The organism is Crocosphaera sp. (assembly GCF_030064895.1).
Classification (GTDB): domain Bacteria; phylum Cyanobacteriota; class Cyanobacteriia; order Cyanobacteriales; family Microcystaceae; genus Crocosphaera.
In genome coordinates this window covers 1-11,708 of the sequence record NZ_JASJEB010000130.1, presented here as the reverse complement: position 1 = coordinate 11,708, position 11,708 = coordinate 1, and the positions used below count along the sequence as shown (strand labels likewise).

The following is an 11,708-nucleotide window of genomic DNA, read 5'->3' as shown; positions in this document are numbered from 1 at the left end:
CCCCACTCAAATTTAATTTATCCATTAGTTATTACCCGTAATATTTTTCCATAACCACGTTACTAAAGCTAATGTTAAAAGGGTAAATCCCAAGACAATTAAAATTAAAACTATACTTAATCCAATCAAAAAAAGTTTATTAACTTTTCTGTTCTCGGGAGTGTAATTCATACAATGTTCTAATAATTCTATATTTCTAATATTAGCTTTCCAAGTAACATCAAAAACATCCCCCACGACGGGAACTGAACCTGCCAATGAATCTAATAATACGTTAGCTACCATTTGCCCAATGACCTGACGGTTTACTCCCATTCGTGCTGATTCCCAAACAATATAAGCTGATAATATACCGGCTATGGTATCCCCACCCCCTGGTATTAATCCTAAGATGGGGTCTAGTCCTATTCGACCTTTTGTGCCTGGAATGGGAATAGCTTTGTCCAACATAAAACTAATGCGATGAAGACGGGTTACTTTTCTTTGACGAGGGGATAATTTAGACATTTTATAATAGCTGCACACTCCACCATATTAACCGATTACCATTACTTCTAAATATTTACACACGCTGACCCAATAAAGATAGTATTCAATATTAATTTATGAAGTTATTAGTTTATAAAAGAGCTTGCCTTGATTAAGTAATGAATAATTGGGGCAGAGTCCTCATATCAATATAATCTATGAATTGTTTTTATCGATCATAATTAGCACGACTCGGTGTAATTTCTTGAATTTGAATTTGCAAAACATCAGTCAATATTTTTAAGGTATTAATAATGTGTTCAAGCTGTATCTTAGAAGATATTAAAACATTAATTATGCAGCTCGCAGTTTTTTGCTGTGTAGGCTCTTTACTTGATAACGTTTTAAATGAACGTAGATCGTATATTATTTCTTCTGTAATTAAGCAATTTAGAACATTGTATAGCATATCTTCGCGATCTTTCAGGAGCATTTTTAAAGATACTGTACAGGATGAGCAGTTCCATTGAATGACGAATTGTTTATCTTGACTGATTTTAGTTAAATTAGAACAGTTATGATCATGAATTGTTAAATAATCTATTCCTTTTTTTGTATTTAAAACCCCAATAATATCATTGGTATCTTCAGGAAAAGGATAACAGCAGTCAGCTACCTTAAAAGTTTGACAATCTATTCCTAAAATTTCAGGTTGACCTTCTTCTATAATTATTTCTTCAAGACATACTTTAGCATCTAAATAATCAATTTGATGTTGATAAATGGTTTTTACTTGTTCAATATAAATTTCTCCTTTTCCTAATTTTTCTAAAAGTTGCTGAATATTTTTACATCTTAATTGCTCGGCAATAGATTGATAAAATTGACCAGTCATAATATAGCGATTTCCAAATTCTCTTTTAATTATTTTTTCTCCTCTTTTTATATTTTTATCACGATGATATTGCTGAATTTTTGTTTTCGCAGTTAGTGTTTTCACAAAATAGGTCCACTCAAGTTTAGGAGAGTTTGATTTATTATTTTTGATTATGTTTATTCTATCCCAATTTTGAAGCTGATAATCGAGGGGAACCTCGTTTCCATTGACTATCGCTTTTTTACAACTATGACCGACTTCTGTATGAATTTTATAAGCAAAATCAACGGGGGTTGAACCTTCTGGAAGTATTTTTATCGCACCCTGTGGAGTAATAACTTTAACAGTTGGAGTTGCTGCATTTATGAAGTCTTCCTCAGATAACCAATGAGCTAAAGAAATAAGGTCATGAATTTCTAAAGAAATATTTTGAAACCCATGATAGTTACAAGAATTAATGAACTTTATCAAATTATCTTTTTTTTTCGTTACGAGAAAATCTGCATTAATATGAATAGCTAAAATAAGATTAAAAACATCATCAAATTGAAGTGAATCAGGATAAGGTCGAAGACTATTGGTTTCCCTCATTAATCTATCAATTTCAACATCTTGATGAATATGGAGCTTGTCTTTTAATGTTTCAAAATAATCTTTCTTAGGGATTTTTTTTTGTTTCATCCATACATCAAAGGTTCTCAAACAATAGCGAATTGAAGTTTCTGTTTGCTCTAATCTTAAAACTTCAACATCAATTCCATCAAGTATTATATGCAAACATTCATCAATTTCAGACCTTTGGTTTTTAGGGTTATCCATACAGTTATGATAGTAATTGATAAGCTCACATAGTGTATGATGGTCAGGAACCAGATGTCGGTGCTGTTTAAGATTGCTATAAGGATTCATAAGTCTATATCAAAATAGATAATCTATTCCACTACCAAGATCGTCAACTACCTCTTTAGACTCAATGATGTCAGATAAGGACATATCAAAGGTTTCATCGGGATCGCTTGGAAGGAAAGATTCCTGTTCATGAGAAGTCAGAGAATTGGAAAGTATAGGTGGAGTTGCAACGATCATTAAAATGTTTTGTGCAACTTGTGAAAGCAAGGCAGTAATTGAGCCTTTGTCTCCATGTTTCAAATTAAAAGATTCGGCAATGTGTTCTAATACAATCTTCTCATCGGGATGAAGCTGAATTGTTACTGCTTTTTTCCCTAATTTTGGTTTATTTCGCCCTTTTTCAAGATTTTTTAGAGAATAATTTCGTTTATCTTGTCTAGTAATTGCTACTTGAGTGTCATCTGATGATGATTGTGGTAGCGGAACGTGACTAATTGATAAAGGCGAAGAATAAGAACTTCCGAGATAATATAGGAATTCTAGGGATTGACGGACTAAAAAAGTTTTTAATAAACGATTTAAAGTATTTATTTGTAACAATATAGGACAAAAATGAATAAAATTTTGAGCAGTTAAAATCGCTAAATTATCAGTTTTAGCACAAGCAATTTCTAAGGCTAATTCAATGTTAGCTAACTCTAAATTCAGTGCTTCTGCTTCTTTATATAAAATATGATTAATCGGAAAAACTTGAATTATTTGAGTTATATTGCAACAAAAATCTCCAACTATCTCAAGACTATTATTTTCACTAATCTCATCCAAAATTTTACCTAAACAGGATGGGGTCATATATGCTTCAATCTGACTGGATACTATCAGATCCCAAAAAACATCAATCTCTTCTTCATATTGCCGATGTTCAAGGAAACCTAACCTAATTAAATCTGCACTCATTAAAACTTTCATTTTCCATAGTATCCTTTCCTAGAGATTAACATCATAAATGTCAGCTATTTAGCTGTTCATTCTAGTTGTTAGATATGCTAGGTTTTTTTTGCTCTTTTCCTAGTGTTGGACGCATTTTCTTAAGTTTTTCAAGTGCTTCAGCTTTCGTCTGAGCCGTTTCGGTTTCAGTTACTGGAACTTGAATATAGTCGATTAACTCTTCTGCTTGACAATTAAGGGCTTTACAAAGCTTAATTACTCGCTCAATCGGCTCTATTCCTGCCCTCCCTCTTTCCCAATTCTGAATTGAAGGAACCGTTACACCGACAAGCTGTGATAACTGTAGTTGAGTTAATCCTTCTCTTTCTCGCAGTTGAGCAATTTTGGGAACTGCTTTTGTAACCTCTTGTCTGTCACTCATAGTTAAATTGTCAGTTTAGTATAGATGAACTCTTTACAATTATACCAAAGATTCTTAATTAAACCAACTAGGTCAAAAAATCATAACCAAAGTTGCTGAACTAAATATATTTAATGTAAGATGTTTAGTGTTGATGCACATAATAGATAAAGCAAGATGAGCAGCCCCAAAAACCTACCAAAACAGGCTTCTGACAGCACTTTTAAATTAGAGCAACAAATCTTCAAACAAGAGGATAAGGGTGATGGAAAAAAATCTTCCGTGTCTTCCCCTACTAGAAGTATAGCAGTCGCCAAAGCTATTAGGACATTTTTCTGTTCCCTGTTCCCTGTTCCCTGTTCCCTTAAAATATAATTTATGTGTCCTAACTAGCCTGTCTATTGCTATAATTGCCACTCAACTGAAAAACGCTATAAGCCAATCACCAATGTCACCATTGAGGACAAAATAGCACAAGAATTATTACGTCAATCCAGTTGGAGTTTTAACATTGCCGTAATAATTGACATAATTTATTATTTGGGATTCTTTTTTGTCTTAATCCTGTTTGTCGTGGGAAAAACGTCGGAAGCAGCTATATTAACTGTTTTTACCCTTTGTTCCCGAATGATGACTAAACGAAGCAAGGAGAAAAACGATATTCTCTCGCTAATAACGAAATTCTTTCAGGATAAAGATAAGGAGTAGTTAACCATCAGAGACATTTTTCCAAAATTCCGTCCCTAGATGAAAACAACCTCAATTTTTATCAAAACCCCAAATTCTGCACCGCCCGCCGTTTAACAGCTTCCCCTCTTCTATCATATTTCGCAGTAGTAACAGGAGACGCATGGCCGGCCAACTTCTGTACTGTAACAATATCAACCCCTTAAAATTAGATGCACAGGTGGATGCGATCGCAATTAGTTATGCTGCATGGTCTGGGTTGGGATAACATTGATGATAGCGGTTTTGAACACACCCCATCGCTCATCAAAGATTATAGATGGGGACTGCGCGAAACGATTTTGTTCAATTGGATAGATTATTCTCGATATCTTTTATAACATTAATGGATTTTAAATTAAATATTGTTTTCATGATTTAAACTTTAAATTCTTAATGGCCTCACGTTTGAGGTCTTCTTTTCGTCTATCATATTTAGCTGTAGTCTGCAAAGAAGCATGGCCTACTAATTGCTGCACCATAACTGGGTCAACTCCAGCATCAAATAAATCACTGCAAAAGGTACGACGAAAATCTTGAGGGGTTAACTTTTCTAAACCGGCCTCTTGAACTCGTTTCTCGACAATTAAATAGACATTTTGCCCGGACATACAACGGTATTGAATACGCCCACCTTTACGAATGGGACACAATAACGCCCCTGGTTGTAACCCCCTGACCGCAAGCCAACGGTTAACATAAACCATGGCCTCCTCCGATAAATACACCAGTCGATTTTTCCCCCCCTTCGCATTCAATACCCGTAACATCCCCGTCTCAACCTCCAAATCTTCTAACAGCAGCTTCGCTACCTTATCTCTTCGTAATCCGGCACCACGTAAAATCGAAATCAACGCCAAATCCCTTACCCCTTGCTTCGTAGTATCTTCTTCACACACCGCCATCAATGCCTCAATTTCTGATACTTCCAACGCACGTCCTGGTAACGTTTCCGGCACTCGAATCGCAGGTAAATCCACCGCCGCTTCATACTGATCACCACTAATCAACGCCAACCGTTTGCATTCCTTTAACGTCCGCTTTAACGCGCACATTCGAGTGGCGGCCGTCGCCGGCGCACAGGTTTCTAATAAAGCAGCTTGCACCGCCGCAGTATGTTGATAAGTCAACTTCGCCCAGTTCAAACTGAGATAATCACATTCCCCATTGGTCAATAACCTGGCAATCATATTGAGCGAACCACGCATAGTAATTTGAGACTTAGGAGAAAGCGATCGCAAATAAACCACCGCCGGATGCCTCGTCAACGGTAAAGGTTCGACTAATTTTAAACCCTCAAACAAGACCTGCTCCTGGCGAACTGAGTTCGCCGAGCTTCCTTGTTCGATCTCATGCTTCAGTAACATTACTTATTCAAAAAGGAATTTTCATAAGCAATTTTTTTATAGGGGGAATATAACAGGTTTAGTAGAAAGCGTCGGCTAAACGATCAGTCAAACCTCTATTTATCTTTTGATGCTAATTCCTCTAAGTCACAGTTCAACACATTGCACAACTTTAAAGTTTGAGCCGGGGTAAGCTGAGGTTTTCTTTGGCCTGTCTCCCAATTGCTGACCGTTTGATCTGTTATCCCTATTGCTAAAGCGACTTGTCTTTGGGTAAGTCCAGCTTTTTTTCTGAGTTGTGACATCACTTGTCCTAATTGTTTACTCATGTACTATAACAAAGTTTGTACAAATTGGTTGATATTTTATAAAGTCCGTTATACAATCAGTATATGATAAAAGCGGTCAAAAAATAAGTGAGGAGTTAATGAATCAGATTGATACAAGAGGGAGAATTATAGAGGTTTGCAAAGATTTAATTGAAACTAAAGGCTATCATTCTTTTAGTCTTAGCGAGGTAATTAAATTATCAGGAACTAGCCACGGTAATTTGTATCACCATTTCAAATCAAAGGAGAATTTAGTGAAACAAACCATTATTAAATATCAAGAGGATTTTTCAGAAGTTCTGACTAAAATTAACCAGGAAGAATCCTCATTAATCGGATGCTTAGAAGGGTTGATTAATGTTTATACCCAGGTTTTAGAACCTGATAACACAAAAATTTATTTATGTATGGCTTTGATAGTAGAAATTAATATTTTACCGCCATCAATTATACAGGAATTAAAAAAATTCTTTGATCTTCAAGTTAATTGGATAACGAATCTATTTTCTCAGTATGAACCAGAAACAAAGGTACTAGATCATGAAATAGAAATGCTAGTTTCTAGTCTTGAGGGAATTATCGCAGTAGCACGTATGAAGGGAGGATCTGAGTATTTCCACAATTTAGCTCATCAACTTCTTGATAATTTTATGATTGCTCAAAAAGACAAACAGACTGGCCTGCCAGCATAATTAGAATTCTGCTCAGAAAAAAGTTAAGCCCTAAACCTAGCATTTTAGGGCATCGAGTCCGAAAAGGTTTTTTAAAAAAAAAGGTTATAGCACTTCTCATACTTGTGAGGCTTCGCCATGAGTGTCAGCCGAAGGGTACACAGGTTATCCCTTTGAGGCAGGAGTTAGGTTTACCTCACTCGTTGTGAGAAACGCTATATAAAAAAAGCCGATTTTTGCTTTTTCTAGCAGAATAGTTGCAATTTCTCAGAAATCTCTTATATTAATGTCAAACCTACTCAATATCAATTATGTCAAAAAAACACTATCAAAAATCAATTATAGTAAGGTTTTTGACAATTATTCATAGTTGGTTAAGAGAGGGTTAGGTAACTGACTGAGTAGTCAGTCAGTCTGATGATTTCAACGAATAGGTGAGGAGTGTATGAACCAGATTGATACAAGACAGAAAATTCTAGAGACTTGCAAAGATTTAATTCAAACAAAAGGCTATCATGGGTTTACTATCAATGAGATTGCTGAATTACTAGATATTAGTTCTTCAACTGTTTACCATCACTTTAAAAATAAGGAAAATTTAGTCATGGCAACGGTAATCCAATACAGAAACAATTTTGAATTAATTTTGAATGAGATTGAACAAGAATCTACCTCATTAAGAAGTTGTTTAGAAGGCTTAATCAATATTTATTCAAAGGTTCTTGAGCCTGATAATAAAAAGATTTGTCTTTGTATGACTTTGATAGTAGAAATTAATACTTTACCTGAATCAATTATTGAAGAATTAAAACAGTTTTTTTATTTACAGGTTAAGTGGATTATTAAAAATATTCAACAACATAAATCAGAAATAACTATTTTAAATCATGAGATTGAAATGTTGGTTTCTAGTCTTGAAGGAATTATTGCAGTTGCCAGAATGAATGGAGGCTCAGTGTACTTTAAAAGTTTAGCTTACAGTTTACTAGATAATTTTTTAGTAGCACACCAAGCCAAGGGCAAATAAACTCAGAAGCTTTGATTTAACTGACTTTTAAGATTTCTAACTCTGAAGAAGTTAACCAAAGATTCCAAGTATCTCGCCAAATTTCCTTAGCTTTATTATAGCCTATCAATAATAAATCAGGATTAATTACTTTTTCGTTAATGAGTTGTTCTACTGCTTCCCTAATCATTTGTTTATGATGTATATCTTCTCCTCTAACATGAATATCAAAAAACTCCCAATCAATCTTCTGCTTATTCTCAATTATGTAAGGATGCTGCTTTAGAAACTGCTCAAATACCGCTAAATAAACGGCACAAATACATTCAACTCCAACGCCTTCTAAACCAATGACAAAATCAATGGAACTTTTGTTAATTAACGTCAACATTGGATCTATTTCAATTAAGTTATTAGAGATATCAGAAACTTCAATTGAGCGAAGAAAATTATCCCACAAATATAGATGCGATTTCTCGTATTTACCATTACCTTGCTCATCGTTCAAAATCTCAGAGATCAAGCTTTTGAACTGGCTTTCTGGTAGTTGTGAAATCATTAAAGCTAGGTGATTAGAATGACTTTTAACTAACCATCGATAATTAATAGAAACCCTTTGCAGTTTTTCTAAACTCCATTCGGGAATTGTAGAAAATTGAGAATTGATTAGGATTTCTTCCGTTAATTTAGCTTCATCAAAATATGTCCAAAAACTTGATAAATTCATGATGATAGGTTTATTATTAAAAAAACTAAGGACTACGAGGAACGCCGGCAAGCATTTTCCTCGTAGACACATCAATAATCAGCCCAATTAGACTAACTTCTCAAAGGTTAGCGAATTGGGACAATATCACGCAACAAAAATGTTTTGTCCTTTACTTATTCAAACCAGGCCAACTCGGCCACCATAGCTAAAATTCCGTTCTAAGAAAAAATTAAGCCCTAAACTTGCAGGTTTAGGGCATCGGGTAAGAACCCGAAAATTCAAAAGATTCAATTTAATCATGACACAAACAACTCAAAAGATACAAGGGACGTTTTATGCGTTAACGCCTCAAATGGGGCAAAGACTCAGAGAAGCTAATCTCACCGCAGCCGAATGGAGACTATGGAGCTACTTAGTAGAAATTGATCCCTTTGGCGATCGCTATTTTGAATGCCCTGACACGATTAGCATCATGCAGGTGTGCAATATCAAAAAGACCACGCTTTATAAGGCGATGGCTAAGTTTCAAAGTCTCGAACTCTTTGATTTCCAAGATAAAGGCTTTTTCGTCCGAAATCTGGGTTTTCCGCAAAAACGGAAAACTGTCCGCAAAAACGGAAACCTTTCCGAAAACACGGAAAACTGTCCGCAAAAACGGAAACTTTTCCGAGAAAACGGAAACTTTTCCGAAAATTCGGAAAAGCAACCGCCGAAAGACGCATCAGATAAGGGTTCTGGACTCTCTCAGAATATTCAGACTAATCAGACCTCCCAGACCGGGAGGGGGGTGAAAAATTTTCAATTTGGATCGGATCTGGATTTGGTCAACGAAGAAAATACTTCTAATGAGCAAAGTTACTTATTACAAGAAGAGGTTAAGGAAGAAAAATTAGTTGATAAAAAAGATTCTGGTGAAGATCAATCTTCCGCCGACGTAGTACAAGTAACTACAAAGCAATATATAAATGAGGAAATTTCCCCTAAGAAAAAAAATGAGCAACCACCTGATATTCCAGAAGATTTAATCAGCAAGTTGAAAGACTTAGGAATCTCATTAGACGGGGAAGTGAGAAGAGCGATCGCAGATCATCATATTTCACAAGCTTATGGGGCAGTGAGACACGTTCAGAATACCTGGGAAACCATCAATAATCCCCGTGGAGTCTTCTTACACCAGATTCCTAACCAACGAGTCCAAAAGGGACCCAAACCCATCTCAGAGAACTTTTTAGAGTGGTATCAGTGGGCGATCGCTGATGGATTAGTGATTGATTATCCGGTCAAATATTTATCAACTAATTTAAGAGGAGAACCCAAAGTTAAGTTAACCATTGATCCCGGTTGGGCCGAAGATTGGCAAAAAGTACGGGATAACCCTGATGATTACAGGCAAAAACTAGATCCCATTGCCAAAAAGGAACTATGGGCAAAAATGGGCAGTGTGTTTAAACGGACACCCGAACCCGAACCCGAAACTACTCTCAATGACCAACTTAGTGACCCGATTTTAGCTGAAGAACTTTACCCCAAAATTAAACATTCCCATCAGATAGATTTCACCGAAGAAGGCCGACCCTACAAAGCAACACCCATCGTTGACATCAAATATGACGAAAATGGTGTTCCAGTTGAGGAGGGGATATGAAGTCAGAAGTTAGAAGTTTGAAGTCAGAAGTTAAGACAGCGATAACTGATCCTTGGCATCATTCTCAATCTTGGTCTGCTCATGGCCATCGATGGCAGTTTACTTACAATTCTTTCAATGCCAATTACACCATTGAAAATAGCGATCGCTCTATCATTTTGTCAGTTCCTATCAGAGAAACAGATCATTATCCTAGTCCCCAAGCTTGGCTTGACCATTGGGCAAAAACTAAGGGTAAACATCAGTTAAGGTCAAATACAAAGGAATCTCAGACAAGTCTCTTCAATGAGAATTTTCTTAGGGGAAATGAGACAAACCATGATCATGTTTCTATTTCCCCTAAGAAAAATTTGCAGTCATCCGATGATTTTTTCTTAGGGGAAAAGGATAATACTAATGTTCCTAAAATTTCCCCTAAGAAAAACGAGGCAACATACGAGGAAGAGAATTACAAACCAGGGGATAGAGTTTACTGGAAAAAATCACCCCAGATAACCGTCAACGCAGTTGTTAAACGAGTATGGAAACAAAAGATCAGAATCATTACCACTGATTTTGAAGAAATTAACATTAATATTGCTGATATTGTTGGTAAACAATTAGAAATTGATTTATCACAGTCGCAATGGTCTGATTGGACTTGGAAGGATAATCAGTTAGTGAGAGTCAATGTTAATGATTGGTCAGAAATTCAGATATGTAGCGATCGCAAGGTGTTAGAGGATGAAATAGCCTCGTTAAAAGCCTTACGGGACGATTATCTCAATAAAGCTAATAATAAGACCAAGGCCAGACGTAAAGAATTATTAGCAACCGTTAAAGATAAAGATCAACAAATTCAATGGTGTGAACATCGGCTAAAAATTTTCTTAGGGGAAAATAGTGCAAAAAGTTCAGCACTTGAAATTTTCTTAGGGGAAAATAGTGCAAAAAGTTCAACACTTGAAATTTCCCCTAAGAAAAAATGCGTTGACTGTGCCAGTTGCGATCCTTGCAGAAATACTGAGCATTACTTCTGCTTGACTCTTGGAAAATATTTTAGGAAGGACGCGGAAGGTTGTAAACAGTTCATCCCTATAAGTGCTGGAACAATTAAGGAAATTTCCCCTAAGAAAAATTCATCAGGTAGTTTATACCCATTCATTCAAAACAAAACCAATAAAAATGGTGAGGTTAAAACTTACCCAAAAGTTAAAGATGGTTCCACAAGAGATCCTAATAATCCTGATCATTGGTTTTGGGCTTATTGTTGGGATGAAAAAGTTAACGACAAGTGGAAGACTAAAAAACGGTCAGTTAAACGGGAACGGTTAGCAGATGTTAAAAAGGCGATCTCTAATAATCTACCTGTTGAGGAAATTCTGAAATTAATTTGATAATTTTGTCTAGGGCTAATTTTAGCCCCTGAAAAGTTTTTTGAACAAAGGTCATCATTAATATATTGAGTTAAATCTAAAAAATAATGAAAGATTCAATAAATATTCTAATGATTTGTGTGACCGTTATGTTCGTAATTGCAAACTTAAACATCAAAGGTATTACTGATAATTCTAGTGTAAATTTTAGAATAAAAGATGGAGGTTCAGACATCGAGTTAAATAGTATCAAAAATAAACAAAATTAGCTATAATATTAATAACTAATTGTTACTGCACAAATGAGAAACCGAGATAGATATCCTGATAATTGGGAGGAAATAGCCTTACAGGTTAAAGAAAAAGCTGAGTGGACTTG

The 11,708-nt window shown here is 35.5% G+C and carries 12 protein-coding genes and 1 pseudogene; 5 read left to right on the top strand and 8 right to left on the bottom strand.

The window, feature by feature from the left end; all coding sequences use genetic code 11:
• Window positions 1-24: 24 nt before the first annotated feature.
• From QNJ66_RS23815 to QNJ66_RS23800, 4 genes are all read right to left on the bottom strand, one after another.
• Entirely contained in the window at window positions 25-507 is a 483-nt protein-coding gene (locus QNJ66_RS23815; protein ID WP_300511140.1) for a DUF4112 domain-containing protein, read from the bottom strand.
• Window positions 508-697: 190 nt separating this feature from the next.
• Window positions 698-2,164 carry a TGS domain-containing protein gene (locus tag QNJ66_RS23810; RefSeq protein WP_300511139.1) on the bottom strand — a complete coding sequence of 489 codons (1,467 nt, stop codon included), beginning with the start codon at window positions 2,162-2,164 and terminating at the stop codon, window positions 698-700.
• Between the two features lie 99 nt (window positions 2,165-2,263).
• On the bottom strand, window positions 2,264-3,163 hold the full coding sequence (locus tag QNJ66_RS23805) for a hypothetical protein (RefSeq protein WP_300511138.1): 900 nt from the start codon (window positions 3,161-3,163) through the stop codon (window positions 2,264-2,266).
• 61 nt (window positions 3,164-3,224) lie between these two features.
• Entirely contained in the window at window positions 3,225-3,563 is a 339-nt protein-coding gene (locus tag QNJ66_RS23800) for a helix-turn-helix transcriptional regulator (protein WP_300511137.1), read from the bottom strand.
• 156 nt (window positions 3,564-3,719) lie between these two features.
• Between QNJ66_RS23800 and QNJ66_RS23795 the strand changes: the two genes are divergently transcribed.
• Entirely contained in the window at window positions 3,720-3,917 is a 198-nt protein-coding gene (locus QNJ66_RS23795) for a hypothetical protein (RefSeq protein WP_300511136.1), read from the top strand.
• 394 nt (window positions 3,918-4,311) lie between these two features.
• On the opposite strand, the pseudogene QNJ66_RS23790 reads toward QNJ66_RS23795, so the two are convergent.
• The 3 genes and pseudogenes from QNJ66_RS23790 to QNJ66_RS23780 all read right to left on the bottom strand — a co-directional run.
• A pseudogene (locus QNJ66_RS23790) lies at window positions 4,312-4,431 on the bottom strand (integrase); the annotation flags it as partial.
• A 208-nt stretch (window positions 4,432-4,639) separates the two neighbouring features.
• Complete coding sequence (locus tag QNJ66_RS23785; RefSeq protein ID WP_300511135.1) at window positions 4,640-5,572, bottom strand: tyrosine-type recombinase/integrase; 933 nt, start codon at window positions 5,570-5,572, stop codon at window positions 4,640-4,642.
• A 158-nt stretch (window positions 5,573-5,730) separates the two neighbouring features.
• Window positions 5,731-5,943, bottom strand: coding sequence for a helix-turn-helix transcriptional regulator (locus QNJ66_RS23780; RefSeq protein ID WP_300511134.1), 213 nt, complete (start codon window positions 5,941-5,943; stop codon window positions 5,731-5,733).
• Between the two features lie 98 nt (window positions 5,944-6,041).
• Here QNJ66_RS23780 and QNJ66_RS23775 point away from each other — a divergent pair, with 98 nt between their 5' ends.
• Both QNJ66_RS23775 and QNJ66_RS23770 read left to right on the top strand, forming a co-directional pair.
• Window positions 6,042-6,635, top strand: coding sequence for a TetR/AcrR family transcriptional regulator (locus QNJ66_RS23775; protein ID WP_300511133.1), 594 nt, complete (start codon window positions 6,042-6,044; stop codon window positions 6,633-6,635).
• A 424-nt stretch (window positions 6,636-7,059) separates the two neighbouring features.
• Window positions 7,060-7,641: a TetR/AcrR family transcriptional regulator gene (locus QNJ66_RS23770; RefSeq protein ID WP_300511132.1), complete on the top strand. Its 582-nt coding sequence runs from the start codon at window positions 7,060-7,062 to the stop codon at window positions 7,639-7,641.
• A 16-nt stretch (window positions 7,642-7,657) separates the two neighbouring features.
• On the opposite strand, the gene QNJ66_RS23765 is transcribed toward QNJ66_RS23770, so the two are convergent.
• The gene (locus QNJ66_RS23765) at window positions 7,658-8,347 is read right to left on the bottom strand and encodes an iron-containing redox enzyme family protein (RefSeq protein WP_300511131.1); all 690 of its coding nucleotides are present in this window, start codon (window positions 8,345-8,347) and stop codon (window positions 7,658-7,660) included.
• A gap of 280 nt (window positions 8,348-8,627) precedes the next feature.
• Here QNJ66_RS23765 and QNJ66_RS23760 point away from each other — a divergent pair, with 280 nt between their 5' ends.
• Entirely contained in the window at window positions 8,628-9,974 is a 1,347-nt protein-coding gene (locus tag QNJ66_RS23760; protein ID WP_300511130.1) for a hypothetical protein, read from the top strand.
• Window positions 9,971-11,350, top strand: coding sequence for a hypothetical protein (locus tag QNJ66_RS23755; RefSeq protein ID WP_300511129.1), 1,380 nt, complete (start codon window positions 9,971-9,973; stop codon window positions 11,348-11,350). The genes QNJ66_RS23760 and QNJ66_RS23755 overlap by 4 nt, the downstream gene beginning before the upstream one ends.
• Window positions 11,351-11,708: the final 358 nt, after the last annotated feature.

What these genes read in the sequence shown, in the direction of transcription:
- QNJ66_RS23755 (WP_300511129.1), top strand. Translation starts at nt 9,971, where the DNA reads ATGAAGTCAGAAGTTAGAAGTTTGAAGTCAGAAGTTAAGACAGCGATA.
- QNJ66_RS23805 (WP_300511138.1), bottom strand. Translation starts at nt 3,163, where the DNA reads ATGAAAGTTTTAATGAGTGCAGATTTAATTAGGTTAGGTTTCCTTGAA.
- QNJ66_RS23775 (WP_300511133.1), top strand. Translation starts at nt 6,042, where the DNA reads ATGAATCAGATTGATACAAGAGGGAGAATTATAGAGGTTTGCAAAGAT.
- QNJ66_RS23800 (WP_300511137.1), bottom strand. Translation starts at nt 3,563, where the DNA reads ATGAGTGACAGACAAGAGGTTACAAAAGCAGTTCCCAAAATTGCTCAA.
- QNJ66_RS23765 (WP_300511131.1), bottom strand. Translation starts at nt 8,347, where the DNA reads ATGAATTTATCAAGTTTTTGGACATATTTTGATGAAGCTAAATTAACG.
- QNJ66_RS23815 (WP_300511140.1), bottom strand. Translation starts at nt 507, where the DNA reads ATGTCTAAATTATCCCCTCGTCAAAGAAAAGTAACCCGTCTTCATCGC.
- QNJ66_RS23760 (WP_300511130.1), top strand. Translation starts at nt 8,628, where the DNA reads ATGACACAAACAACTCAAAAGATACAAGGGACGTTTTATGCGTTAACG.
- QNJ66_RS23780 (WP_300511134.1), bottom strand. Translation starts at nt 5,943, where the DNA reads ATGAGTAAACAATTAGGACAAGTGATGTCACAACTCAGAAAAAAAGCT.
- QNJ66_RS23770 (WP_300511132.1), top strand. Translation starts at nt 7,060, where the DNA reads ATGAACCAGATTGATACAAGACAGAAAATTCTAGAGACTTGCAAAGAT.
- QNJ66_RS23795 (WP_300511136.1), top strand. Translation starts at nt 3,720, where the DNA reads ATGAGCAGCCCCAAAAACCTACCAAAACAGGCTTCTGACAGCACTTTT.
- QNJ66_RS23810 (WP_300511139.1), bottom strand. Translation starts at nt 2,164, where the DNA reads ATGGATAACCCTAAAAACCAAAGGTCTGAAATTGATGAATGTTTGCAT.